We start from the raw sequence: 25008 nt of genomic DNA on the forward strand, positions 1-25008 counted from the left end.
GGCAGTCTCCCTCAGGGTTTGGCGCTGGGTGGTGGCGCCTTCTTCAGCCGCGCCGCCTTGATGACGTTCGAGACCGCCTCGGCCATCTCGCGCGGCCAGTAGGTGTCCTTCCAGTATTCGAGGATGCGCTGGGCGGTCTCGTAGGTGTAGAGCGGCGCTTCCTCGGCCGGATTGTTGCCGGTGAGCTTGCGGTTGGCCTCGGCATAGGCCGCGTAGAAGGCGTCACTCACCACGCTGGCAACTGCGCTGCCGAAGGCCTTGGCGGTCGGGTCGACCACGTAGCCCCTCGCACCGATCGCGGCCACGATCGCGTCCACGGTCTCTTTGCGCATGGCCGAGTCAAACACGTAGTGGCCGGCGAAGGAATGGCCCTCCGTTCCCTTGCCCTTGCCGGCATTACCCTCGAATTCGCGCAGCGCGAAGTTGCGGCTGGTATGGCCCACCGTCGTATGGCCCCACACATGCGCGTTCTCGACCTTGGCATCGACCAGCGCATCGCGCACGATCGCCGCCATTGATGTCTTGCCGCCGGATTCGAAGGTGCCCTTCCGCCACTTTTCGTATTCCGTCTCGCCGAGGTTTTCGGTCGGCCCCTTGGCGGAAGAGCAGGTGTAGAGGATGATCCGCACGGTGCTGGAGAGATAGGGAGCGATCGTCTTGAAGATGCCCGGCGCGTTGCTGCTGGTTACCGAGAGGCTGCACCAGCTTTCAGTTCCGTGTGCGAATACCGCGAGCGCGCGGATTTTGCCGGGGGCGGCGGCCGTTTCCGCTGGCAAGCCTGGAGCGGCTGGCACCTTGGCGAGCGCCGCATTGACCAGCCCGGCGATCTTCGGAACTGTTTCCTTGATCGCGTTCGCGCCGCTGATCGCCTTGCCGAACACCAGCGATCCGGCGGTGAATTTCGCATCTTTGATGCCGATCGCGCGCTCGCGGCCGGCGAAGTCGGCGGCGCGCCGCTGCGCTTCCGGCTCGTCCTGGTCGTAGAAGGCGAGGTCGTAGCCGGCGGAATAGCTGGGTTCGCGCAGGCGGGTGCCGACTTCCAGCTCCGGGTCGGCGACCGCGGGCTTCGGGTCGCGCCGCACCGTGCCTTCGGCCTGCTGCTGCAGCGTGTGCGCCAGCTCGTGCGCGAGCAGCCGCCGTCCGGCCACCGTTTCTGGCCTGTATTCGCCGGAGGCGAAGCCGATGTCCTGTCCGACCGTATAGGCGCGAGCGACGATGCGGTCGGCCGCGCGGGCCGCGGCACCGCCGGTATGCAGGCGGACTGCCGAGAGGTCGCGGCCGAAGCGGGGCTCGAAATAGGCGCGTTCCGAAGCGCTCAGGGGGGCTCCGGTCTGTCTTGCGAGAGCGCCGGCCGCGGCTTCCGCACCACTGCCTCTGTCCGCTGCCGCGGCCTTGCGCCGGACGGTCGCGGAAGGTATCGCCGAAGGAGACGCAATCCCGGCGCTGTGGCCGGCAAGCACGCGGTCGGCGGCCCGGTCGGCCTCGCGCTCGGCGGGGTCGTTCACAGCACCCAGCCGTGCCTTGCGCTGCACGGGCGGAACCGCTGCCGGCTGGGTGCGGCAATGGCGGGCGCAGGGCATGGCGCGGGTCGACGTCATCGCCGCCTTCCTCCCCCTGCTATCTGGTTTCCTCGCATCGCGCTCACCTGCTGTAGACGAAATTGAGGCCCACTCGGGCGTAGTGAAGCTTGTCCTTGTCGTCGCTGAAAGCCTGGCCAAGCGCCGCATCGAGCTCCAGTCCCATGCGGCGACCCTGGCGCATTTTGTTGAAGATGCCGATTCTGGCTCCGACTTCGCCGTAGGCCTCCTTGTCCGGCCAGACGATGCCGCCCACGCCGGCGAAGACGCCGATCTTGGCACCGGGGAATGCCGGGTGCGTCTGTGCGGAGAGACCGATGCGGGCTCCGACGAGCAACGCGGATCGCTTGTCCTCCGGGACCCTGAGGTAGAGGGCGTGCAGGCCGGCCTCGAGATTGAAGCGGCGGCTTGTGTCGATCGGCAGCGCGGCGTCCAAGCCTCCCTCGACGGCGAAGCCTGTGCCGAGATTGCCGGTGAAGGCACCCCTCCGAGCGTGAACCGCGCCTCGACGGGGAGACTGCGGGCACGTTTTAGGTCCACCGTGCAGCCCGCGCCGAGTGCAGCCTGCACGAAGACTTGCGCGAAGCGGAAATGCCGATCGTGGAAGGCGGAAAGGCGACCATAGGTCTTCTGAGACCCCATCCGCGTAAAATCGGTCCGGACACGCTCATCGCGAGCCCAATCCGGATTGGCGGTGCGGTTCGCGGGGTTGTTTTCCCGGTACTCGTCGTTGGCGCCGAGCCTCTGGTGGCCACTCTCGTGCACCGTGGTACCCGGGTTGAAGTCTGGCGCGCAGATCGTACCTGCGTCCGCTCGCCCGCCGCGATTGACGACGTTGATGGTGACGTCCGGACTGGTCGTGGTCTGGCTCACCTCGACGCGGATCGGGATATCGCGCCCAGCGCAGGGGTTCTTGCAGCCGGTAACCCTCAGCTTGAACCAGCCATTCAGTCCATCGCGCGTTTCCTTGACGGCTTCCCGTCCGATCTCGGCAAGGCGCGCCGCGCTGACAAGCGGAGCGGCTCCCGCCCCGCCGCGCGTGCAGATGTCTCCCGCGCCCGATGTCGCGGCGGCGACGAAGTTCATCCCGAAGGGCAGGCGCACGACGCAATTCTTGGGATCGTAGATGACGTTGACCGTCTCGTCGCTGATCGTCTGGGGACCCGCGCCCCCGATAGCCGGGGCGACCTCCCGCTTCCGGACGCTGCCGGTGATCGTCCCGTCCGCCTGCGAGGTGGGGCCGGAGGCGATCGAGTCGAGAAATGCGGTACTGCCGCCGCCGCTGGTGTCCACCGCCGCGAGCCCCGCCTGGCGCCGGATGGTCCCGTCCGATTGCTGCACGACATGGGCAAGTTCGTGCGCGAGGAGCGTGTCGTCGCGTTCGCCGCGGGCGAAAGCGATCGAAGAGCCGATGGTATAGGCTCGCGCGCCGATGTTCTCCGCGGCCCGTTGCGCCCCGGCATCGTGGTGGATGCGCACGTCCGAGAAGTCATGATCGAAACGAGGTTCGAAATAGGCCCGCTGCCGGGCACTGAGCGGGACACCGCCGGTACTGACCGCCGCGGCCGCCGCGTCTATGGCAGGCTGTGCCACCGGACCGGCGCCCTTACGCCGCAACGTACCTTCCTCGGCCTCGCAATGCGCGCATTTCCGGCGAACGGTGTGCTTCTCCTCTTCCTCGCACGCCGCGCACTTGCGCTGGGCAACCGAACCGGCCCTGGAAAGGACATTGGCACTGCCACCCGCCAGAACGACGGCCGCCGCGCGATCGGCCTCGTGCTCGAGCGGATCGTTCTCGGAACCGAGTTTCGCCTTGCGGTGGATGATCGCCTTGGGCTTGGGCTGCGGCGCCTTGCCGGCGGGCTGTGCCACGGGATGGGCAAGCATCATCGTTTGACCCTCCCAATGGCACGGGTGATTTCCCGCCGGACAGCCGCCGCCAGCTGGTGAGCGTTCACGCCTTCGCCGACGTGAACGCTGATCTTCGGGATGCGGACGTGACTTTCCGGCCCAAGGCTCTGACTGGCCTGCGAGATCCCGTCGGTGACGGCACGTGCGAACTCCCGCCCGCCTGCGGCAGCCCCGCGGATCGACCCGAGGTGGACCTTCGGAGCGTCGCTCATGACCACCCTCCGAAGTCGCGATCGAGCTTGCGAAACTCCGCCCGTGCAGCCTGCTCGATGTGTTTCATGCTGACGACGCCGTCCCCGGCGGCGGCAAGATAGGCGGCGTTGATGGCGACCACGGCGATGTTGCCGCCGGTGAAGTCGAGCCTGGACAGTGCGGCATAGTCGAGCCCTTCGGTCGGCGTGCCGGCCGGGAATGCGCGTCGCCACATCGTCTCGCGCAGCGCTGCATCGGGCGAGGGAATGTCGACGACATAGCGCAGCCGGCGCAGGAAGGCGGGGTCGAGATTGTTCTTCAGGTTGGTCGCAAGGATCGCGAGGCCGGAGAAGGCCTCCATCCGTTGCAGCAGGTAGCTGATCTCGAGGTTTGCGTAGCGGTCGTGGCTGTCCTTCACCTCGGTCCGCTTGCCGAACAGCGCGTCCGCCTCGTCGAAGAACAGGACGCAGCCGCCGGCTTCGGCCGCATCGAAGACCTGCCGCAGGTTCCGCTCCGTCTCGCCGATGTATTTCGACACCACGCACGACAGGTCGATCCTGTAGAGGTCGAGCTTCAGGGCACTGGCTAGCACCTCGGCGGCCATGGTCTTTCCGACGCCGCTCGGGCCGGCAAACAGGGCCGTGGTGCCTTGTCCTCGCACGAGCGATCGCGCAAACCCGCCACGCCCGAGCACGCGGCTCTTGAAGCGAACCTGCGCCTCGATCGCATGCAGGAGGGCGACGACATCGTCCGGCAGGACGATATCCTCCCAGGAAAGCCGGGGCGCTATGCGCTCGGACAGCCCCGCGAGATCCCTGCCGGCAATCTCGCGGCAGGCTTCCCACAGGGCCTGTCCGTCGAGTGTCGGGTCCGCGGCAAGCCGGGCGATCTCCTGCGGTCCAAGCGCAAAGTGCTCCGCGAGCTCCTCGATGCCGGGGATCAGCCGGTGGACGCTCGGTCCGAGAAGCGAATGCCAAAGCGACATCCGGTCGACCGTGGTGAGCGAGCGGCAATTGCCGGTGGGGACATGAGTGGCGGTGTTCAGCGGACGCGTGCCGACGATGATCGTGAAACCGGCAAAACCATGCAGGAGGTCCTCGGCCGCAAGCCTGCCCTCCGCTTCATCGCAGTCGACCAGTACGGCAAAACGGCCGAGCGCCGCCTCGCGCTCAAGGACGGCGACGAACTCGCGCCTCTGCTCCGGATCGGAGGGGAAGAAGTGGGCGCGCAACGTGCGGATCCCGAGCCCGAAGCGACGGGCAAGCCCCGCCGCGGTTGCATGGCGCCCGCTTCTGCGCTGGCCGACCAGCGCCGCGCAGGGCCGGTCTCTGTCCACCGCCTCGCAAAGCCTTTCGATCATGTGGACGTTGTGCTCGGGAACCGGTCCATAGTCGCACACCTCGAGCGCCTGCTCGATCTCGGCAACGGTCTGGTCTTCCCCCAACAGCAGCCGCACGATCCGCTCGTCGGTCGTGAAGACCGATTGGACAAGCAGTGGGCTATCGGAGCAGCGGATCAGCCGGAAGCGGCGAAGGGGAGCGTCCGGGCCGAACCGGGCAAGAGCGAGGATGCGCGCTTCCAGCGGTTCGATGGCTCCGAACATCGAGAGCGCCATATGGATGTCAATCTTGCCGACGCCCGGAACGACTTGCGCTGCACAGCCGAGCAACAGCACGTCGCAGTCATACGGTGCGAGCGAAAAAAGCGCGGCCAGACGGTCGATGCTCGCGGGTTCGCCCGCCGCGGCCTGCCTGGCCCGCGCCGCATCAAAGGCGCTTCGGAGCGCGTCGTGGTCGTCGGCATCGGTCAGGCGCGCCGCGATCCAGGCAAGCCCAAGTTCCATCGTCGCGGCGTTGGCGCCGAACCAGTCTGCCGGCCCCCTTCCGTTCCCTTCGGTTCCGCTTCGATGACCGTTCTCAGCATGCCTTCCTCACGCGTGTTCATAGATGAGCTCGGGGCCGATGCTGCGCACACCGTCCACGAGAACCGCCACGGGGTAGTCGCCCGGAGCCTGAAGATCGAACCCGGCGACCGGCACTTCGATGCGCGTCGGGGTCGGCGGGTCGGTCGGAGCCGCGCTCGGCGGCTTCACGATGCGCCGCGATCGGTCCCCCAGCACGACCTCCACGATTTTCGCTGCGCGATGCCACAAGCGCGTGCCGTCGAGCCGAAGCACCCGTGCTCCGGCAGGCCCGAGCACAGTCAGTACCGTCAGGTTCGGGACGAGTTGGAGAAGCACGGTGTTCGACCTCAGCCGTCGTGTCGCGCTGCCGGTCGTGCCGCGGTCGAGGGCGCCGGTGATCGTGTCGTTCTCAACCTCGACGACGATATGCAGTTCGAGCGGCCCGGGCTGCAGTCTGGAGTCATCGGGCACGACGAACTCGTAGCGGCCGGTGGACGATGCCGGCAGGGGCACCGGATCCAGTGTGCCGAGGACCGCGAAGACCGGTACTCCCCGCGCACCCTCGGTCTCGATGACAAGCGTCGCCCCGATGGCAGCGCGGATGTCGCCGATCGGTCCGTTTGGCGGCGGAAGGACAAAGGCGGCCAGGATCGCCGGCGCGCGACGCACGGTCGCGGAAATCGCACGCCGCTCCACGGGGGCGGGACGCGTGCGCGGGGAAACAGTCTCGATCTGCACCACGGTCGCCTCGTAGACGACAGAACGACGGAAGTTCGCCTGCGGCATCGCCGACCACACGCGACTGAGGTCGTCCAGGGTCATTGGATGCAGCACGACCTTCAGCCGCTCGAACTCGTCTGCAAGCAGCACATCGATCACCGGATCGCCGATACGTTTGCTGCCGACATTCTTGGTCATGACGAGTTCATCGATGTGAACGCCGAATTCATGCAACACGCTCATCGCGTCGCCCAGCAGCGTCTGCGCGTTCAGGTCGGAGTCGATCGCGTCCTCGGTGGCGCTGTAGGTGGACAGCAGGAAGCGCAGGTCCAGCGACAATGGCGGCCGGCCGGGGCTGCCGGGATGAGCCCTGCCGGGGATGTCCTGATTCTTGAGACCGCCGTTTTCGAGAACCTGGTACAGGTAGAGATTGACGCGGCGGTCGACGCCCTGCGGCGTCACGTCCGGCGGAGCGAGCGTTACCTCGGCCGCCGTCGTCATGCGGTCGAGCAGCAAGTGGCGCAGGGTCCGGCTTACGGCAGCGATGGCTTCGTGCGTTGCCATCTCTACCGCCTCGGTCCCAGGCGCCGCTGCTCGTAGCCTGCAAAGCCGCGCGTGCGTTCAGGTTCGCTTCTGGTGTTGGGTTGAGGCGGCGCGATCACGATCTCGATGTGGCCGATCTCGATGGTGGTGCCGTTGGCCGGGATCGAGGCGTCCTTCTGCGGCGACTGCGCCGGCTGGCGGGATCGCATTGCGGAGGGCGGCCCCTTCGGCCGGGTCTCCTCCGCGGCGATCAAGGCCACGACGTCGACGGCGTCGTCGACCGTGTCGGGAAGGGGAGTGCCGTGGGGCTCACGCGCGACGATGGCGGCGGGGTCGTGCTCGCTCGTCATCGGCTTCGGCGAAACGGCCTGCTCCATGCGCGTCGAGACCGGGAGGGCGGTCGGACTTGCTGCCGGCGATGACCGGACGATCGCCTCCGACGGGGGCAGTATCAGGCCTTGCGCCTCGATCGCGCGCACGGCTGCCCTCGTTGCCTTCTCGACCGCCGGGGCGTCTTGTTTCGTGTGTCGATCGAGTGTGGGGGCAGGGGGTGGAGTCCTTTCTGCCGGGGGGCGATGACGCTTCGATACGGGCGCCTCCGCCACGGCTTCGCGCGCCGGGCCTGGGATGGGGACCGCGCGCGGTAGCGGCTGGGCAAAGCGCGGGCGGGCGGCGACGGTCGCAAACTGCGCCTGACCTGCCGCGGATGGTCCCGCGCCCCGGATCAGCAGAGAGCGGAGGAAACCGGTCATGCCTGTTCCTCCTCCTCGATCAAGGCGAGATAGTCACGGCGGCGATTGCCCGTGAGAGCGAGGATCTCCCGTTCGGTCCAGTGATAGGTTCGGGCAAGGCGATGCACGTCGAGCAGGATGCTCTGGCCGTCCATCAAGGCACCTCGCAGGATGGTCATCGCATCGATCAGAACCTCGATGCCTGCACCGCATGCGGGGCAGGCGAAACGGACAATGCCTTCGGCCGCCAGGTCCGCATGCCGCACATACTCCCCGAAGGCCGCAAGCATTTCCTCGTCCGGTTCAACCGCCTCGACCGGCTGGCCGTTACACGTCGCCCCAACCATGCAGCGGCGTAACAGGAGCATTTCTGCGTCATCACGACCTTCGGATGCTGCCGAAGCGAGGTCGGCCTGGTCACGGCCGGTCGGCAGGCGAAAGCCGATGCGCCAGGCGGCATCGTCGCGTTCATAGTCAAGGTGATGCAACGCCTGCGCAGGTGCCTGATGTGGCGGCGCGACCTGGGCTGCGATGTCCAGTTCGCACACCTCTTCGCATTGCCAGCAGGTCGCGAGCACGTCGATCCTCGACCCGAGGCTCGCCCTGTAGAGTGCGAAGAGCAGCCGTTCGCGATCTCCGACGGTCAGGTCGGCCATGTCTTCGGTTGTCAGCGGGGAGAGCGCACCGATGGCGCCGACCGACGTCGCAAGCAGCCGCGTCGCCACGTCGGCGTTGCTCTGCTGCGCCATCACGCTGTCCCTCAGGTCGGATTCCGCGCGGCCGGTCAGCGGCGCCACCTTGCTTGAGCGATGGAAGACCCCGTTGCGAAACAGTCCCTGCGCGAGTTCGACCTCGATGGTGTCCATCAGAACTCTCCTGGATCGCGGGTGATCGACTAGCCCGGCGGGAATGTGAAGGACGGCTCGCTCGGTTCCGTTACGGCGATGTCACGCTCCCAGCCCTCGTTTTCGAGCTTCAGGGTCTGGATCGCCACCGCATTGGCATTCGCGTCCAGGTCGGGAAGTGCCTGGTACTCCGAAACCCAGCAACGGAAGACATTGTAGGAAATGACCTTTTGTCCCGCCTCGTTGAACAGGTCGATGATGATGTCCTTGCGGAAGTCGGCAAGCGAAAGCTCGGCACCGGGGCCGGCACCGAAATTCCATACCTTGTTCGCCCATTGCTCGAACTCGAGGTCGTGCGTTACGCCGCGTTCAAGCGTGATTGCCTCGTATTTCGTCCGGCCCGGTGACTTTCGGCTGGTGGACGGATCGCCACCCTCGCGGTGCTCCACGACCTCGGTGGAGCGTTTCAAGGCGCCGACCTTGCTGATGCCGGCCACATAGCGACCATCCCACTTCACGCGGAACTTGAAGTTCTTGTAGGGGTCGAAGCGGCGGGGATTGACTGTGAACTGTGCCATCTCGGATTTCCTCAGGCTTCAGGTCGCCGCACGATCTGGTGGATCTTGATGATGACGAATTCCGCCGGTTTCAGCGGTGCAAACCCCACCTCGATGTTGACGATGCCGTTGTCGATGTCCGATTGCGTCGTTGTCTCCTTGTCGCATTTCACGAAGAAGGCATCGCGTGCCGTCGTGCCCTGGAATGCGCCCTGCCGGAACAGGTCGTACATGAACGATCCGACATTCATCCGGATCTGCGCCCAAAGCGGCTCGTCGTTCGGTTCGAACACGACCCACTTGGTTCCCCGGTAGAGGCTTTCCTCGATGAAGAGCGTGATGCGACGAACCGGGATGTATTTGAAATCCGAGGCGATGAGGTCCGCGCCATCGAGCGTCCGGGCACCCCAGCAGATGTTGGAGTAGATCGGAAAGGTCCGCAGCGCATTCACCCCAAGGGGGTTCAGCGTTCCATTCTCGAGATCCGTCATCTGGTACGCGAGGCTCTCGACGTTGCGCAGCCGCGCTTCGGTGCCGGCCGGCGCCTTCCATACGCCGCGTGCGCCGTCGGTGCGCGCCCAAAGCCCGGCAATCGTGCCGGAGGAAGCGACGGAACGCGCCCGACCCTGGTTCAGCGGATCGGCAAGGACTGTGCGCGGGTAATAGACCGCGCCGTTGGGATGGCGCAGGCTTTCGTTGTCGGAGAGCCACGCATGCATCTGGTCGACGAGCCGCACCGCCTCGGGAATATCAACGATCAGCATGGCGCGCCGGTCGCTGACATAGGCCTCGGCCGCGGCATAGAGGGACCGCGCTTCGGACGCGTCGAGCCGAGCCGCATCGGGGAGGCACAGGATGTTGAACAGATCGACGTCTTCCAGTGCCCACAGTCCGGTCCGAGCCCCGGCGTTCCCCTGGTACACGGCGAGCGGCACGGCATAGGTTGCGCCGTCCAGTACGGTTCCGTCGTCACCGCCGTCGAGCGCATAGGCGGCGCCCGGTGTCGGCAGATGCTCCGTAGCATTGGCGGCGGCCGTGGCCGGCTCAAGTGCGTAATTGGCGACGTCGGCGCCGGAGAATACGAACAGGGTGTCGGCGGCAAACGTGCGCGGTCCGACGCCCGGCGTTACCACGAAATGCCGCGGCTGGGCCGCAGTGCCGTCGCCGATGATCGCAACGGTCGCGCCGGAAAGGTAGGTCTGCAGTTCGGGTGCGAAGCGTGGCGCGACGGCGCGGATGGCCGTCTGCAAACGCTGCGCCCAGTTGACGAAACTCGCCTGGGTCTGCCTTTCCGTCGCTGTCGGGTTCGGTGGAACGTCGGGAGCGATGGTGAGCGCCTGAGCGGCCGCGCCGGAACCCGCGATCGTGATCGACAGGCCGTCGAGATCCGCAAACACCGGCCGCGTGCCGCCGAGTTCGCCGCTCACCATTCCCGTTGCCTGGGGGCGGGGGAAGGGGGCAGCCGGCACGACGCCCGCGGCAAGCGCGAGCTGGACCAGGCGTGACCCCTGGTTCACGACGTCGATGACGTTGTTGGCGGTATTGGGTTCGGTGGTGAGATTGTTGAAGGCTTCGCTGGTGACCACGGCGGCCGTGGCTCCGGCGATCCTCAGCTCGCTGACCACGAGATTGAAGGTCGCGTCGTCATCGGTTCCGTTGTGCGTGATGGCGATGCGCAGGTTGTCGCCCCAGGCTCCGGGATTGACCGCGGACTGTCCGCGGATGCGCCGTCCCGCGGTCACGTCGATCAGGTCCGATCCGTCGAGGGCAGGCAAGGTTACCGTCGAGGCCGCGATCGCCGTCGCCCCGCCGCTACCGTCATGGCCAACCCGCACGAGATAGGCGTCGGTGCCCCCGTTCAGGAAGAACTGCTGGACGGCATAGGACGTTTCACTGTTGCGCTCTATCCCGCCGAATTCTCGTTCGAAATCGGATTGGCTGAGCACATGCACGGCCTCGTCAAGCAAGCCGCGGCTGAATGTTCCGATGAAGGCTGTGATCGAAGTGGCGACACCCGCAACGGGGCGCAGGCCGCTTGGAATCTCTTCAATATACACACCTGGATAAGTGGGACGTACGGGCATCGTCAGACTCCGACTCGAGCGTTGGGCACGCGATACGCGTCGTGCGACGGAAATTTCCGGCGAACGGAAGTATTAGGGGGAGCTGTTGATTACGAGAGACAATATTAGTCCAATTCAACCGATGGTCAATACTCAAGTGTAACGACGCCGTATCTCGTATTGATTGTGGTGTATCTTCAACGTGATGCGGCGGAAAATTCGAGCAATATTTTTCGTTAACTTCCGCTGGGTAACAAAATTCTACTTTGAATTGATCTCGTTTCGAGACTATTCATCTCGATCCGGGCGAGGCTGCCGCGGTCGAGCGCAATACGCCGAATGGCGGATGGTGTCAGCTCTGCCTTGCACTTTGGGTGACACGGTCGCAGAGCCGGCCGCATTTCGCCTTCCCGCCGCATATTGGAGACAGATACCCAACCGATCAGTTGTTCGAAGAACTGCGGACGGGTGCTCAAAATGTGTTCAAGACATCATCCTTGAAGCAGCAAGAGCATCTGGCGGAATCGTCGCCATGTGCCCGCCGCGCCAACGTTTTTTCGACGCCGGCATGTCTTTCCGTTTTCATGGCGAGGTCGAGAAATTTGAACTCAGAGCTTGGTTTTGGGATTCTATGCCGATCACAGACAGTCGCCGGCAACATAATACTTAAAAAAACGACGCTAGTGGCTTGCGTTACCGCGGCCCGATTTGCTGACCTGACATAGGGGAGAGTAATGAGAGCAATCAAGGAGGTTCTGCTGTTTTCGTTGGTGGGTCTGTCGCTTGCAGGCTGCACGGCAACGGAACGGGGAGCGGGCATCGGTGCCGCATCCGGCGCCATCATCGGTGGCGCGGTGACCAACGACGTCCGTGGGGCCGCCGTGGGTGCGGCGATCGGCGGCGTTTCCGGCGCTCTAATCGGCAACGTGGCCGGTCAGCCCGGTCAGTGCTACTACCGCGATCGCAACGGCCGTCGGTATGTCGCGGCCTGCCCGCGCTGAACGGCCAGGCGACCAATAATGACGGTCGGCTCCTTCGTGGCCAGCGCGTCCGGCGTCTTTGACACGCCGGTGGGGCATGCTGACCGCGCCTTCCTGCTCGCAACGCTGAGCCTCTCTATTTCACATTGCGTTCCGTGTCGGACATGGGCTCGCGGGGCGCGGTGGACGGCAGCGGGTCGATGTACGGGAGACATCGGGCAAGGCTCGTCCGCCTTTCGCAGTGCGTAAAATCTAGACTCTGGTTCCAGCGATCTCTTGGGACGCAGTGCTTCGGCTCAATGGGAGACAAGACATGGCCACCGCCAGCGCCGCACCAAAGACCACGATGCAAAGATTTCTCGACGGCGTCGAGAAAGTGGGAAACATGGTTCCCCATCCCGTGGTCATCTTCCTGATCCTTATCGGGATTGTGATTGTCCTGTCGGCTCTGCTCAGCGCTTTCGGGGCGGCGGTCACCTATGAGCGCATCAATCCCGACACCCACGAGATCGAGAGCGCCACGACGGAAATCCGTAGCCTGCTGAATGTGGAAGGCATCCGCTTCCTCTACTCCTCGCTTATTCCGAACTTCATGAGTTTCACGGCCGTGGGCCTGATGATCGGCGCCATGATCGGTGCCGGCGTCGCGGAAGAGTCGGGCCTTGTGACGGCGCTGATCCGCAAGCTCGTCATCGTTTCCCCCGGTGGGCCCTGACCTACATTCTCGCCTTTGTCGGTATCCTCGCGAGCATCGCGGCGGATGCAGGCTATCTGGTGCTGATACCATTGGCGGGCATCGCCTACCTGGCCGTCGGGCGACACCCGCTCGCGGGCTTGGCACTCGGCTTTGCGGCGGTCGCCGGCGCCTTCACGGTGAACATGCTGATCAAGCCTCTCGACGCCGTCCTCGTCGAATTCACCAACGATGCCGCGCGGCTCGTCGATCCCAACCGCTCGATCGGCCTTGCTTCGAACGTCTGGTTCTCCATCGCATCGGTACTGTTCCTGACCTTCGTTGTTGCCTTCATTACCGACCGGATGATCTCGCCGCGCCTTGGAACCTATGACCCGGAAAAATCGGCCGAAGGCGTTTCCCAGGACCATGGCGCCGCACTTTCCGAGCAGGAATCGCGTGGGCTGCGCTACGCTCTCTATGGCCTGATCGGCCTCATCGTGGTGTTCCTGCTGCTGACGGTGCCGTCGGGCGCGCCACTGCGCAATCCGACCACGGGCGAGCTCATCGGCAACTCGCCCTTCATGAACGGGCTTATCGCGCTTATCATGCTCATGTTCCTGGTGACCGGCTGGACCTACGGAATCGGCGCCGGCACGCTGAGGACACTCTCGGAAGTCATTGCGGCCATCGAGAAATCGATCAAGAACATGGGCGGCACGATCTTCCTGTTCTTCGTTCTCAGCCAGTTCGTGGCGTATTTCACCTATACCAACATCGGTACCGTCATGGCGCTCAGCCTTTCGGGTGCCCTGCAGGCCGCCAACATCGGGCCGTTGCCGCTGCTGCTCGGCTTCATCGTCGTGGTGGCCATCATCGATCTGCTGCTGACAGGTGCCATTGCCAAGTGGGCAATCTTCGCTCCGGTCTTCGTGCCGCTCCTGATGAAGCTCGGCGTCGAGCCTGAAGCGGTGCTTGCAGCCTACCGGGTGGGAGACTCGCCGATGAACGCGATCACGCCCCTCAACGCCTATTTCGCACTCGTCGTTGGTTTCGCCCAGAAATACGACAAGTCCGCCGGTGTGGGCACGATCGTCTCCCTGATGCTCCCCTACGTCGTCTGGATGTTTGTGCTTTGGACGGCTCTCTTCGCGGTCTGGAAAATGCTCGGCCTGCCGTGGGGACTGTGACGGCCCCGGTCTCGGGCAGATGAAAACTCAAAGAAACGGAGGGACACCATGAACAGCAGTACCATCCCCCTCGACGTCGCTGCAGCGGAAGAACATCTCATGCGATTTCTCTCCGTCGAAGGCGTCACCGGCCATGAGGCCAACATCGCCGCTGCCGTCACAGACGCGCTGAAAAAGATCGGCGTGCCGGAATCGGCCATCCGGTTCGACGACGCCAACAAGCGCATTCCGCTCCCGACCGAAACGGGCAACCTGATCGTGGATCTTCCCGGAACGCGTCCGGGACCGCGGCTTCTGTTCTCCACGCATCTCGACACGGTGCCGCTGTGCGCGGGCGCCAAGCCGCGGCGGGAGGGCGACCGGATCGTTTCGGACGGCACCACCGCACTCGGCGGCGATGCCCGCACCGGTGTTGCACTCCTCGTCGTGCTTGCCGAAACCCTCATCAAGAACAAGCTCCCCCATCCGCCGATTACTCTCCTGTTTACAGTGCGGGAGGAGAGCGGGCTCCACGGTGCGCGGGAGTTGAAACCCGCCGATCTCGGCGGCGCGGTGATGTGCATCAATGTCGACGGCCAGCTCGCGTCCGATCTGATCGTCGGTGCCGTCGGTCAGGAGAACTGGGAGGTCGAGATCACCGGCCGCGCGTCCCATGCCGGCGTTGCACCGGACAAGGGGATCTCCGCCACGCTGGTCGGGGCGATCGCGCTGACCGAGGCGCAGCGTGCCGGCTGGTTCGGAAAGATCATCAAGCCCGACGGCCGCGGCACGAGCAATGTCGGCATCTTCGGCGGCAAGGACAACAAGCCGGCCGGTGACGCGACGAACGTGGTCACGGACTTCGCGTACATCAAGGGAGAGGCACGCAGCCCCGAGGCTGCCTTCGCCACCAAGATCGCCGAGGGCTACAAGCAGGCATTCGCCAAGGCGCAGGGCGAGGTGAAGGATCACGAGGGGGTGACGGCCGAGGTGAAATTCACCCACAAGGCTTCCTACCCGCCCTTCGAGCTGGGCAAGGACAGCCCGGTGGTCAAGCGTGCGACGAAGGCTCTCGGGATACTGGGTATCGAACCTGTCTACGTGTTCTCCAACGGAGGACTGGACGCCAATTGGCTCGACAAGCACGGTGTTCCCACGATCACTATCGGCGCCGGCCAGGCCGAGATCCACACCATCAAGGAATATGTGAATCTCGCGGAGTACGAGAAGGGTTGCCGGCTCGGGATCCTCATGGCGACGCTCGATGAAGCGGCCACATGAGTTTTCATTGCCCCGCCATGCCTTCCGCGGTCCCGCGCTTCGCCGCGCGGGCCGCGGCACGCGTTTGCGTGCACCGAGGCGGCCGGGCCTGTTTCCATCAGCGAGTACACGGTCGAGTGATCCGGGCGGATTGAACAGGGCTAGATGAAGGAGCAGAGCGATTGAGTCCGATAGCCTACATAGCCATCATCATCGTCGTCGCCGTCGTCCTGTTCGTAACGAACAAGGTGCCGGTCGTCATTGTCGCCATGCTGACCTCGTTGGCATTGTGGGCGACCGGCGTCCTGACGCTGGGCCAGGCGCTCGGCGGCTTCGGCGACCCGGCGGTCATCTTCATTGCCTCGCTCTTCGTCATGAGCACAGGGCTTGAGGTCACCGGCGTGACCGCCTGGGCCGGCCAGCTCCTGATCCGCGGCGCGGGCGAGGAAAGCCGCACGCGCCTGCTGTTGTTGACGATGTCTCTGGTCGCGCTGCTCACGGCTCTGATCAGCGTCAATGGCGCTGTTGCGGCGCTGCTGCCCGTGGTGGTGGTCATCGCCGTCCGGCTGAGGCGGAATTCCTCGCAACTGCTGATGCCTCTCGTCTTCTCCGCCCATGCCGGTTCCATGCTCGCATTGACGGGAACGCCGGTAAACGTGCTGGTTTCGGATGCGGGGATCGATGCCGGCGTCGGCGGGTTCAATTTCTTCGAGTTCGCGCTCGTGGGCGTGCCGCTCTTGGCAGGGACGATGGCGATCATCATCCTCTTCGGCAAGCAGCTCCTGCCCGAACGCAACGGCGCGACGATGCCTGCCGATTTCAGCCACCACGCCAAGACGCTCGTCGAGCAATACGGCCTTGCGAGCGGCGTATACCAGATGCGCGTGCGGGCAAGCTCGCCCTATGTGGGCAAGCCACCGGCCGAGGTCGATCTTGCGGCATATCCCGGGCTGCAGCTCGTTTCCATCCAGGAAGGCGATACCGCCGGGCCGTTGCGCCGGCAGCAGGTCGCGGAAGGGGACCATTTTCTGGTGCGCGGCGAAGCGGAAGCCGCCGCCGCCTTTGCCGCCACTATGCATCTCGCCTTTCGCGACAAGGCGGAGTCCAGCCAGGGACAGGATACGCTGTTCAACCGCAGTTCAGGGCTCGCTGAGGTCGTCATTCCGCCGCGCTCGGGACTCATTGGCGAGACCGTCTTCCCCGGTATGGTGACCGAAAGCGGCGACCTCATCGTGCTGGCCGTGCAGCGCGCAGGAACGGAAATAACGGCTCGCCAAGCGACACAGGTGGCTGGCGGCGTCGTGCTGCAGGCGGGCGATACCATGCTGCTCCAGGGAACATGGAAAGCCCTTGATGTTCACCTGGATGATCCCGATGTGCTGGTCGTCAATTCGCCTGAGCTCGTCCGTCGTCAGGCGGTTCCGATGGGGCCGGGTGCACGCCAGGCCGTGGCTATCCTGCTCGGGATGGTGCTGCTCCTGGCGACGGGTATCGTTCCGCCCGCGGTGGCGGGCCTTCTCGCTGCCGGTGCGATCATCCTGACCGGGATCATGAGTGTCGAGCAGTCCTATCGCGCGATCGGCTGGACGACCGTGATCCTGGTCGGCGCGATGATGCCGTTGTCGACCGCGATGGTGGAAACCGGAGCCGCAAAGCTGATGGCGGAGCACCTCGTGAACCTCGTCGGCGATGCGGGGCCCGTCGCGCTGCTTGCCGGGCTTTTCATCCTCACGGCCATATTGGGGCAGCTCATAAGCAACACGGCGACTGCCCTCATCGTCATTCCGATCGGTGTGGCGGCTGCGACCGCCATGGGCGTGTCGCCGCGTCCGGTTCTCATGAGTACGGCTGTCGCTGCAGCGGCCGCGTTCCTGACGCCGATCGCGACGCCCACGAACCTGATGGTGATGGGTCCGGGCGGCTACGCCTTCAGCGACTACTGGAAGCTTGGGTTGCCGCTGCTGATCTGGTTCTTCGTCGTCTCCGTCTTCATCGTGCCGCTGATCTGGCGTTTCTGAAGATAGGTCCTCCAAGACCGGTGCCGGTTTCCGGAGACATCGTTCAATTGGACTTGACGAGACCCGAGAACCCGGCGACCGCGAGCAGGCTCAATGCCCAGCCGACGACGGACTGGAAGAAATAGTAATTGAGGGTGAAGGATCCGTTGGGCTTGGAAGGATCAGGCCGCCAGTATTCCTTTTGCCCGATCGCCAGCACCGGCAAAAGCACATCCAGCGAGTACATGACCGAATTGAACTCGGGATAACTGGACGCTTCCGGCTGATCGCGGAAGCAGGAGAGCTGGTTTTGCCCCGCCGCTGCTCGCCCGGGCACGGTTTGCCCCGTCGAGGGCATGTACCGGCTCTCGGTCTGTTCCAGTGCGCACGTCGTCCACTCGAGCGAGCGAAGCACCACCGGGCTGTTGGGCTTGATGGCGCCGTTGCGTTCGGCAACGGCGAAGACCACCACGCCCACCACCCAGAAGAGCAGGAGCCACAGCAGCGCAAGGAGAGGCTGGCGCCCGTAGCGCAACGTCACCGCGAGGATGCCGTCGCTCGCCGCCAGTACGGCGCGCAGCAGAGGGTTGCGCGCCCGCGCCCGTCGCGCCCGCCGCTGCAGCCGTTCCTTCGCGATCAGGACGGCGCGCGCATCCTCGTTGTGGCCCATCTCTCGAAGCACCATCGAAAGCTGCTCGTAGGGCTGCGGCCAGAAATCCGCTTTCCACCGCTCCGGTGTCAGGCGGGAAAGCCAGTCGATCCGGCTGGCCGCATCGACCGGCCCGCCGATGAATGCGCCGTACTGGCAACGATTCAGGAGCAGGTCGCCGGCCTTGGGCCAGCTTGCCTGGTCGTCGTCGATCGCGCCGATCGAGGTGGCCGTCAGGTCGAGCGTCCCCGTAATCGACGCCTCCTGCCTGAGGAAGAAGGCGCCGTCTATCGTCGCCCGGTCGAGCCTGAGCGCATAGCCGTCGGCTTGTGAAAGCGTCGAAGAGGTGCAATCGACGTCTCCCCCGAAACGCGCGCCGAGCAGGCGCGTTTCGCCTTTGATCGTCGCGCCCCTCATCGCCAGGTCGCCTCCGGCCACGATCCCGTCGCCGTTGAGAGCGACCTCGCCGGGCCGTTCGATGCGTGCGCCGACAGCGTTCACGTCTCCTCCGAGCCGTGCTGACGAGAGGTTGATGCCTCCCCGCACGTCGGCGCCGCGCAGCAAGAAGCCGCCGCGCGCTTCCAGTCCGGCGGCGTCGATCGCAATGCTGTTGGGAGAGATGATCGAGACCCCGTCGGCCTCTATGCTGCCGCCCGACCGAGCGCCGGCGAGACGGATCTCCCCGTTCACGGTCGCTCCGCGTATCGAGATGCAGCCACGGGCTTCCAGCCGATCGGCCTGCAAGCCAGGCAGCGCCGAGCCGTCGAGAAACAAGTTGTCGATAATGGCGGAACGCAGGATCGGAGGGGAGTCGAACCGGCAATCCTTGAGGCCTATGTCGCGGGGTATCCTGCATCCCTCGAGGTCGAGAATGCCGGTCACCCAGGCGCCGCTGAGCCTCAGGCCCTTCTCGTGGGATCTGTAGTCGTCGCTTCCGAGCATGAGGAAGCGCAGGAGTTCCGCGCGCACCGTGCGCTCCGCATCCTCCGTCTCCGGGCGCAGGCCGTCACCCAGCCGGTCAAAATCTCCGAGTTTCAGATGCGCGACGATCTTCGCTTCGGCTGCGCTGAGCGGCTGAAAGCTTGCAATGCTGGATGCGACGGGGATGACATATCCGGCGTCGGGGGCTTTCTCGTTCATCGGCTCGGCGTCCGTTCGGGTCCGGTTGCGGTCCGCTTGGGCAATCGAGGAGCTTGGCGAGACGGAAACTGGATCGCAACGGACCATCCTGTTCCGGAGTGGGCAATCGAGGCGTCTGTGCTCATGCCGTTGTACCTCTGCCATCGCAATCGGCCGGATCCGGTCCGAACCCCGAAGCGCCGTATGCAATCTTGCGACGAGCGCTTTCATCGGGTTCCCGACCGAGCCAGCAGGTGCCATCGAGGCTGCTGCGGGCCGATCCAATCCGGCGAGTGCGCCGTCGATGCGACCGCGGCCGACGTCCGTCCGGCTGGTCGACACCACGAGCGATTGATTTCTCCGTTTTCAACGCCGGTCAAGAGTTGTTGTCCGTTTCGAGCCGACCCGGCGCGTAAAAGCACGGCGCCGCAACCGCTTATCGGACCCGGAGCATAGTTTCTGGATTCAGTGCCGATCACAGCCTCGCGAACACGATGCTAAGATACGCTTTGCCTGCCGTGATTGCCCGCCCAATTACCATGTCAGCTTTCGAGAGCCTTCGCGGATGACAGAAAACCACGGAATGAATGAGCGACGTGCATCCGGGCTGCCGCAAGGCTTCTTCCTGCTATGGATCTTCCTGCTTGCCGTGTGGCTGATCATCAACTCATCGATCGCACTGCCGGTCGTTGTGACCGGTACTCTCGTCTCGCTGGCCCTGTCTTTCATCTTCATTCGCCGGGGTGACGTGTGGCGGATCGAGGCCACGCCACGCAAGGTCTTTCACTTCCTCGCCTACACGGGCGTGTTCTTCGTCGAGCTGGTGAAGGCGAACATCAACATGCTGCGCTACGTCTATGCCCCGCGCATCGACATTCGCCCCGGCATCGTGAAGGTCAGGGTGCGGCTCAAGTCGCCCATCGGCCGGCTGGCGCTGGCCAACTCCATCGCCCTTACGCCGGGCTCCCTTGTGATGGACATCGATGGCGACGCGCTCTTCATTCATTGGCTCGACGTCAAGACCATCGACCCGGATAAGGCGACCCCGATGATCGTCGGCCCGTTCGAAGAACATCTGGGGGCGGTTTTTGGCTGAGACAATCCTTCAGATCGCCGTCGTCCTGATTTTCCTTAGCATCGTGCTCGGTGTCGTTCGGCTGATCATCGGCAGGACCGTCATCGACCGCGTGGTCGCAATCGACATGCTGACGGTCGTCACGATCTCGCTGATCGCGCTCTACGCTCATGTGTCGGGTCGCTTCGTCTATATCGACGTCGCGCTCGTCTACGGGCTCCTGAGCTTCCTCGCGGTTCTCGCCATCGCCCGCTTCCTGGAAAAGGGACCGTAACCGCCATGCTGGAACTGCTGATCCTGTTGGTCTGTGGCAGCATTCTGGTGAGCGGCGTGCTCGCGGTCGTGCTCGACAACCTCATGGCCGCGATGATCAGCGCCGGGCTGGCGAGCCTGTTTGCAGCGGCCTCCTATGTCCTTCTCGCCGCTCCCGATGTCGCGATGGCGGAGGCTGCCATCGGCTCCGGCCTCGCCACGCTGATCTTCCTCTATGCGATCCGCAAGACAAGCGGCGGGGGAGCGACGCATGACCGAGCTGATCGGAAGCATCGTCGTCCTCGTCGGCGCGTTCTTCCTGTTTTCCGCAGGGCTGGGTCTGCTGCGCATGCCTGATGTCTATACGCGCATACAGGCCGGCACGAAGGCCTCCACCCTCGGCAACATTCTGGTTCTCGCGGGACTCGGCATCATCCATCCCGACTGGGCGCTTAAGCTGCTCATAATCGCCTATTTCGTCCTGATGACCAATCCACTGTCCTCGCATGCGCTGTCGCGGGCAGCCTACATGATCCGTACGCCCATGGCGCGGTCCACGGTAGCGGACGCCCTCGCCGACAGGGACAGGACCGCCTCCCGGGAGAAGCGCCGATGAGCCGCCTTCTCAACCTCTTCGCGGTCGCGGTGTTCGCTGCCATCTTCTTCGGGCTGGTCGCCGGCTATGGCGAACGCCAGACCCTGTCGCCCCTGGCAATCCACTATCTGACGCAGGTTCCGGCGGATCTCGGAGCCCCGAACGTGGTGACCGGCATTCTGATCACGTTGCGCGGTTTCGATACGCTTGGAGAAGTCGCCGTGCTTTTCATGGTGGCGGCGAGCGTCGGCGTCCTCCTTGCGGGCAAGCCGGACGACAGGCGGCCCGGGCAGGAAGGGAAAGCCGACCAGGCACGTCGACCGAGCGAACTGGTGCGCAACGGCGCGGAGGTGGTGCTTCCGCTTATCTTCCTGTTCGGTGCCTATGTCATCATGCACGGACATCTTTCGGCAGGCGGGGGCTTCCAGGGCGGGGCGATCGTGGCCTCCGGCGTCATGCTGTTCATGCTCGCCTATCCGGACGGGCGGGTCCACCACGGGTTTCTCAGCATCACGGAATCGCTCGCGGGTGTTGTCTACGTTTCCATCGGCATACTGGGCATCATTCTCGCCGGTGGCTTTCTCGACAGCCACATCCTGCCGCGCGGCGAGTTCGGGGCGTTCGTCAGCGCGGGCGCCATTCCGATCATATCTGCCCTGCTCGGGATCAAGGTCGGCGCCGAATTGAGCGTCATTATCGACCGGTTCCGCAGTTGACCAGCAGGGGAGGGGCACCATGGAACTGCCAATTTCGCACATCCTTCTCGCCACCGGCTTCACACTCGTGCTGATCGGCTTCTGGGGCATTCTCAAGCATCGCAACATCCTGCGGATCATCATCGGCTTCTCGCTGATCGATACCGGCATGCACATCGTCCTGGTCGCTACGGGCTACGTCACCGGCGGAACGGCGCCGATCATCGACGAGGCTCTCGAGAAGGCCGATGCCGTGCGGCGTGCGGTCGATCCCATTCCTTCGGCGCTGGTGGTGACGGCGATCGTCATCGGCTTCTCGGTGACCGCGATCATGCTCTCCTTCGCGATCCGCCTACACGAGACGAGGAAGACCCTCTCGATCGACGCACTGACGGAGTCGAAATGGTAGAAGGCCTGCTCCAGCCGCTGAACATCTTCCTCCTCGGCCTTGGCGGCGGCTTTCTCATCCCGTTGCTCTACCGTATCGCCAAGCCGTTGCCGGCCGTCGGTTTCGTGGTGGCGCTTGCGGGGATGACGGCGATTTCCGCGGTCTGCCTGTGGCGGCTCCTGCATGGCGGGCCGACCATCGAGATTTTTACCGCAGGCAGCATGCCGCCGTTCTCGATCAATCTGCGCTTCGGCCGCTGGGAGGGTTTCTTCTCCCTCTGCGTCAATGTCGTCGCGCTCCTCGGGGCCTGGCACCAGTGGGACCGGTTGCGCACGAGCTATCCGGCTCTGCTGCTCTACCTGATCCTGGTCATGGGCATCAACGGCATGGTGATGACCCGCGATCTGTTCAACCAGTTCGTATTCCTCGAGATCATGTCGATCGGTACCTACGGTCTTCTCGGGTTCGAAAGGAAGCCATCGGCGCTCGCAGCGAGCTTCAAGTACATCATGGCGACGGTGATCGCCTCGTCCTTCTTCCTGCTCGGCGCCGGCCTTCTTTACCACGTCACCGGCACGCTCAATATCGACGAGATGATTGCGAACCGGACGCTGATCACGGGCCCCATCGGCACGACGGCGCTGCTTTTCGTGCTCGCCTGCCTGATACTCGAGCTGAAGCCGTTCCCGGCCAATGGCTGGGGGCTCGACGTCTACGAGAACGCGAGTGGCGGTCTTGCCGCACTCGTCTCTGTCGGCGTGTCCGCTGGCGTGTTTTTCGCGCTCTTCAAGCTGCTGCCGCTCTTTACGGACCACCTCGGCATCCTCGCCTTGTCGGGAGGAGTTACCTTCCTCTTCTCCAACCTGATTGGCCTCCGGCAAACCAGCGTCCAGAGAATGCTCGGCTATTCCTCGATCGCGCAGATGGGGCTCCTGATGTTTGCCCTTTCTCTGCTGACCCAGCTTGGCGCCAACCAGGCCCTGCCGCTCGTCGTTGGCGGCCTGTTCATCAACCACCTCTTTGCCAAGGCCGGCCTGTTCTGGCTGGCTGGCATCGTCGAGCGCGACGAGATTAACGGTTGGGCCGCTGTCGCCGGCAATCGTTGGGTGCTTTCAGTCCTGGCCATGCTCCTCGTGTCGATTGCCGGCCTGCCGCCTTTTCCGGGCTTTTGGGCGAAGTGGGAACTCGTCATGCGGGCGACAGCAGGGCAGCAGTTCGTCTGGGTCGCCGTGATCCTGATCGGCTCGCTGCTCGAAGCCGCCTACATGTTCCGCTGGTTCAGGATGGCGAGGGGCTCCCCCGGCACGCAGGCTACGATCCCGGCAGAGCCGGGCCGGCTTGTGCCGGCCATGACCGCTGCAGCGCTCCTCTTTGCAAGCGGCTACGTCATGGCGAACCTCTCCGGCACCGTGTCGCTCCCGCTCGTCATACCGCTTGGCATCGGCGCCGCCATCTTCCTCTTCGACCGGCTTCCCGGGCAGGCTAAATCTGTCCTCATGCTGCTGTCGGTTGGCCTTGCCGGCTGGTGGATCGTTCGCGACACGACAGGCATCAACGAGCTCTTCGCGGCCACCCTGCTTGCCGGCGGACTGGTCGTCGGCTTTGCCGGACTCTATCGCGAGGACGCGCGCCCGGGCTTCCATGCGTTGATGACGGTCTTGCTCCTGTCCATCGCCAGCCTGCTGCAAGCCTCAACCAGCCTCGAATTCTTCTTCCACTGGGAGATGATAACCCTCTCCTCCTATTTCCTGATCGCGCAGGGTCGCAACGCCGAGTCCCATACCCTGCCGTTCCTGCTGTTTTCGCTCGCCTCGGCCTATTGTCTGGTGGCGGGCTTCGCTCTCGCCGCAAGCGCGAACGGCACAACCGAGCTCGCAGCGCTCGAGACCGCCGGCCGCGCCGCCGTGCCGGCTTTCGTGCTGCTGGCCGTGGGTTTCCTGATCAAGGCGGGGGCCGTGGGCTTCCACGTCTGGCTGCCGGGAGCCTATGCGGAGGCCGACGACGACATGTCAGCGATGCTCTCCGCCGTCATCAGCAAGGTGGCTGTGTTCGGCCTGTTCATGGTCACGTACCTTGCCATCCGATCTGAAGCCGGGCTTTCGATGGCCCACGTGATGGGGTGGATCGGCGTCCTGACGACGATCGGCGGTGCCGTGATGGCTCTTCAGCAGACTGACGTGAAGCGCTTGCTCGCCTATTCGAGCATGAGCCAGATCGGCTACATCGTCACGGCAATCGCGCTCATGAGCCATCTCGGCTGGGTGACGGCCCTCTATCTCGTCGCAAACCATCTGATGGTGAAGGGCATCCTTTTCCTTGCCGTCGCCGGCGTGATCCTGCGCACCGGCACAAGACTGCTCGACCGGACGGGCGGCCTCGGAGCGAAGATGCCGTTCACCTTCGCTGCCTCCATCGTGGCACTTGTCTCGATGTCGGGGCTGCCGCCACTGGCGGGTTTCGGCGGCAAGTGGCTTCTCCTCAGCGCCATGGTGGACAAGGGCTGGCTCGCGCTCGCGGTCCTCACCGTGCTCGCGACCTTCATAGGCTTTCTCTACATGTTCCGCCTCGGCTACGCCGTCTTCCTCGGTCCGCCGCAAATTCCGCAGGGCAGCATTCGCGAGGCGCCGCTTGCGTTGCTCCTGCCGCAATACGTTCTGCTTGCCGGAATCCTGGTCCTTTCCTTTTATCCCAAGCTGGTCATGGATCCCGTATCGGCCGCGATCGATCCATTTTTCGCCTCCACGCTGGTGTGGCAGGGCATGTCCCTGGAAACCATCTATGGCTACTGGAACCCCATTCCGGTCATGGGGGCTGCCGCCGCTGCCGCCGCAGTTCTTCTCGTGCTGTTCCTGCTCGCCTACAAGATGGGGAGGGGGGCGTCGCTGCCCACGGGGGTCTCGCACTTCTATGCGTTCCACCGCTCCGTTCTTGCGCCGCTCGTCACGCCGCTTGCCAACTGGCTCTGGGCCGGCGTCTGCGATCTTGTCCTGGGCGCGGCGGGATTGGCCCGGAGGGTCTACACCGGGAACGGCCAGACCTATGCGCTGCAGGTGCTCTACTACGTCATCGCCCTCTATGCGCTCGACGTTTTCGGCCTCCTCCGCAACTAGGATC

Annotated in this window: 19 protein-coding genes and 1 pseudogene; 11 read left to right on the forward strand and 9 right to left on the reverse strand. The window is 64.5% G+C overall.

Annotated features, from left to right (window positions below; all coding sequences use genetic code 11):
- Positions 1-11 precede the first annotated feature (11 nt).
- The 8 genes from F3Y30_RS07285 to F3Y30_RS07320 all read right to left on the reverse strand — a co-directional run bounded on the left by F3Y30_RS07285 (position 12) and on the right by F3Y30_RS07320 (position 11063).
- The gene (locus F3Y30_RS07285) at positions 12-3467 is read right to left on the reverse strand and encodes a DUF4157 domain-containing protein (protein ID WP_203425810.1); all 3456 of its coding nucleotides are present in this window, start codon (positions 3465-3467) and stop codon (positions 12-14) included.
- Positions 3464-3700, reverse strand: a complete 237-nt coding sequence (locus F3Y30_RS07290) for a hypothetical protein (RefSeq protein WP_203425811.1) — start codon at positions 3698-3700, stop codon at positions 3464-3466. The genes F3Y30_RS07285 and F3Y30_RS07290 overlap by 4 nt, the downstream gene beginning before the upstream one ends.
- On the reverse strand, positions 3697-5523 hold the full coding sequence (locus F3Y30_RS07295) for an ATP-binding protein (RefSeq protein ID WP_203425812.1): 1827 nt from the start codon (positions 5521-5523) through the stop codon (positions 3697-3699). The genes F3Y30_RS07290 and F3Y30_RS07295 overlap by 4 nt, the downstream gene beginning before the upstream one ends.
- 87 nt (positions 5524-5610) lie before the next feature.
- The gene (locus F3Y30_RS07300) at positions 5611-6867 is read right to left on the reverse strand and encodes a DUF4255 domain-containing protein (RefSeq protein ID WP_203425813.1); all 1257 of its coding nucleotides are present in this window, start codon (positions 6865-6867) and stop codon (positions 5611-5613) included.
- A 2-nt stretch (positions 6868-6869) separates the two neighbouring features.
- A complete protein-coding gene (locus tag F3Y30_RS07305) occupies positions 6870-7325 on the reverse strand; it encodes a hypothetical protein (RefSeq protein WP_203425814.1) in 456 nt (151 codons plus the stop codon).
- A 269-nt stretch (positions 7326-7594) separates the two neighbouring features.
- Complete coding sequence (locus F3Y30_RS07310; protein ID WP_203425815.1) at positions 7595-8443, reverse strand: hypothetical protein; 849 nt, start codon at positions 8441-8443, stop codon at positions 7595-7597.
- Positions 8444-8472: 29 nt separating this feature from the next.
- Positions 8473-9000 carry a phage tail protein gene (locus tag F3Y30_RS07315; protein ID WP_203425816.1) on the reverse strand — a complete coding sequence of 176 codons (528 nt, stop codon included), beginning with the start codon at positions 8998-9000 and terminating at the stop codon, positions 8473-8475.
- Positions 9001-9011: 11 nt separating this feature from the next.
- The gene (locus F3Y30_RS07320; RefSeq protein WP_203425817.1) at positions 9012-11063 is read right to left on the reverse strand and encodes a phage tail sheath C-terminal domain-containing protein; all 2052 of its coding nucleotides are present in this window, start codon (positions 11061-11063) and stop codon (positions 9012-9014) included.
- A gap of 722 nt (positions 11064-11785) precedes the next feature.
- On the opposite strand from F3Y30_RS07320, the gene F3Y30_RS07325 reads away from it, so the two are divergent.
- The 4 genes and pseudogenes from F3Y30_RS07325 to F3Y30_RS07340 all read left to right on the forward strand — a co-directional run bounded on the left by F3Y30_RS07325 (position 11786) and on the right by F3Y30_RS07340 (position 17142).
- Positions 11786-12043, forward strand: a complete 258-nt coding sequence (locus F3Y30_RS07325) for a YMGG-like glycine zipper-containing protein (protein ID WP_203426515.1) — start codon at positions 11786-11788, stop codon at positions 12041-12043.
- A 292-nt stretch (positions 12044-12335) separates the two neighbouring features.
- Positions 12336-13885, forward strand: a pseudogene (locus tag F3Y30_RS07330) (AbgT family transporter).
- Between the two features lie 48 nt (positions 13886-13933).
- A complete protein-coding gene (locus tag F3Y30_RS07335) occupies positions 13934-15145 on the forward strand; it encodes a M20/M25/M40 family metallo-hydrolase (protein ID WP_203425818.1) in 1212 nt (403 codons plus the stop codon).
- Between the two features lie 161 nt (positions 15146-15306).
- A complete protein-coding gene (locus tag F3Y30_RS07340; protein WP_203425819.1) occupies positions 15307-17142 on the forward strand; it encodes an SLC13 family permease in 1836 nt (611 codons plus the stop codon).
- Positions 17143-17185: 43 nt separating this feature from the next.
- Here F3Y30_RS07340 and F3Y30_RS07345 read toward each other — a convergent pair whose 3' ends face one another.
- Positions 17186-18910 carry a hypothetical protein gene (locus F3Y30_RS07345; RefSeq protein WP_203425820.1) on the reverse strand — a complete coding sequence of 575 codons (1725 nt, stop codon included), beginning with the start codon at positions 18908-18910 and terminating at the stop codon, positions 17186-17188.
- Between the two features lie 562 nt (positions 18911-19472).
- On the opposite strand from F3Y30_RS07345, the gene F3Y30_RS07350 reads away from it, so the two are divergent.
- Genes F3Y30_RS07350 through F3Y30_RS07380 form a run of 7 tightly spaced genes read left to right on the forward strand, consistent with a single transcriptional unit; the run spans position 19473 to position 25004 of the window.
- Positions 19473-19985, forward strand: a complete 513-nt coding sequence (locus F3Y30_RS07350; protein WP_203425821.1) for a Na+/H+ antiporter subunit E — start codon at positions 19473-19475, stop codon at positions 19983-19985.
- Positions 19978-20238: a monovalent cation/H+ antiporter complex subunit F gene (locus F3Y30_RS07355; RefSeq protein ID WP_203425822.1), complete on the forward strand. Its 261-nt coding sequence runs from the start codon at positions 19978-19980 to the stop codon at positions 20236-20238. The genes F3Y30_RS07350 and F3Y30_RS07355 overlap by 8 nt, the downstream gene beginning before the upstream one ends.
- A 5-nt stretch (positions 20239-20243) precedes the next feature.
- A complete protein-coding gene (locus F3Y30_RS07360) occupies positions 20244-20573 on the forward strand; it encodes a hydrogenase subunit MbhD domain-containing protein (protein WP_246752900.1) in 330 nt (109 codons plus the stop codon).
- Positions 20488-20832 (forward strand): monovalent cation/H(+) antiporter subunit G, encoded by a 345-nt coding sequence (gene mnhG, locus F3Y30_RS07365; protein ID WP_203425823.1) that lies wholly within the window; start codon positions 20488-20490, stop codon positions 20830-20832. Before F3Y30_RS07360 ends, mnhG begins: the two co-directional genes overlap by 86 nt.
- Positions 20829-21527, forward strand: a complete 699-nt coding sequence (mbhE, locus tag F3Y30_RS07370; protein WP_203425824.1) for a hydrogen gas-evolving membrane-bound hydrogenase subunit E — start codon at positions 20829-20831, stop codon at positions 21525-21527. Before mnhG ends, mbhE begins: the two co-directional genes overlap by 4 nt.
- A 19-nt stretch (positions 21528-21546) precedes the next feature.
- The gene (locus F3Y30_RS07375; protein ID WP_203425825.1) at positions 21547-21915 is read left to right on the forward strand and encodes a sodium:proton antiporter; all 369 of its coding nucleotides are present in this window, start codon (positions 21547-21549) and stop codon (positions 21913-21915) included.
- Complete coding sequence (locus tag F3Y30_RS07380; protein WP_203425826.1) at positions 21909-25004, forward strand: proton-conducting transporter membrane subunit; 3096 nt, start codon at positions 21909-21911, stop codon at positions 25002-25004. Before F3Y30_RS07375 ends, F3Y30_RS07380 begins: the two co-directional genes overlap by 7 nt.
- The last annotated feature ends 4 nt before the right edge of the window (positions 25005-25008 follow it).

This window comes from Sinorhizobium sp. BG8, from assembly GCF_016864555.1.
In the GTDB taxonomy this organism is placed as follows: domain Bacteria; phylum Pseudomonadota; class Alphaproteobacteria; order Rhizobiales; family Rhizobiaceae; genus BG8.

What these genes read in the sequence shown, in the direction of transcription:
- F3Y30_RS07285 (WP_203425810.1), bottom strand. Translation starts at nt 3,467, where the DNA reads ATGATGCTTGCCCATCCCGTGGCACAGCCCGCCGGCAAGGCGCCGCAG.
- F3Y30_RS07290 (WP_203425811.1), bottom strand. Translation starts at nt 3,700, where the DNA reads ATGAGCGACGCTCCGAAGGTCCACCTCGGGTCGATCCGCGGGGCTGCC.
- F3Y30_RS07295 (WP_203425812.1), bottom strand. Translation starts at nt 5,523, where the DNA reads ATGGAACTTGGGCTTGCCTGGATCGCGGCGCGCCTGACCGATGCCGAC.
- F3Y30_RS07300 (WP_203425813.1), bottom strand. Translation starts at nt 6,867, where the DNA reads ATGGCAACGCACGAAGCCATCGCTGCCGTAAGCCGGACCCTGCGCCAC.
- F3Y30_RS07310 (WP_203425815.1), bottom strand. Translation starts at nt 8,443, where the DNA reads ATGGACACCATCGAGGTCGAACTCGCGCAGGGACTGTTTCGCAACGGG.
- F3Y30_RS07315 (WP_203425816.1), bottom strand. Translation starts at nt 9,000, where the DNA reads ATGGCACAGTTCACAGTCAATCCCCGCCGCTTCGACCCCTACAAGAAC.
- F3Y30_RS07320 (WP_203425817.1), bottom strand. Translation starts at nt 11,063, where the DNA reads ATGCCCGTACGTCCCACTTATCCAGGTGTGTATATTGAAGAGATTCCA.
- F3Y30_RS07335 (WP_203425818.1), top strand. Translation starts at nt 13,934, where the DNA reads ATGAACAGCAGTACCATCCCCCTCGACGTCGCTGCAGCGGAAGAACAT.
- F3Y30_RS07345 (WP_203425820.1), bottom strand. Translation starts at nt 18,910, where the DNA reads ATGAACGAGAAAGCCCCCGACGCCGGATATGTCATCCCCGTCGCATCC.
- F3Y30_RS07350 (WP_203425821.1), top strand. Translation starts at nt 19,473, where the DNA reads ATGAATGAGCGACGTGCATCCGGGCTGCCGCAAGGCTTCTTCCTGCTA.
- F3Y30_RS07360 (WP_246752900.1), top strand. Translation starts at nt 20,244, where the DNA reads ATGCTGGAACTGCTGATCCTGTTGGTCTGTGGCAGCATTCTGGTGAGC.
- mnhG (WP_203425823.1), top strand. Translation starts at nt 20,488, where the DNA reads ATGACCGAGCTGATCGGAAGCATCGTCGTCCTCGTCGGCGCGTTCTTC.
- mbhE (WP_203425824.1), top strand. Translation starts at nt 20,829, where the DNA reads ATGAGCCGCCTTCTCAACCTCTTCGCGGTCGCGGTGTTCGCTGCCATC.
- F3Y30_RS07375 (WP_203425825.1), top strand. Translation starts at nt 21,547, where the DNA reads ATGGAACTGCCAATTTCGCACATCCTTCTCGCCACCGGCTTCACACTC.
- F3Y30_RS07380 (WP_203425826.1), top strand. Translation starts at nt 21,909, where the DNA reads ATGGTAGAAGGCCTGCTCCAGCCGCTGAACATCTTCCTCCTCGGCCTT.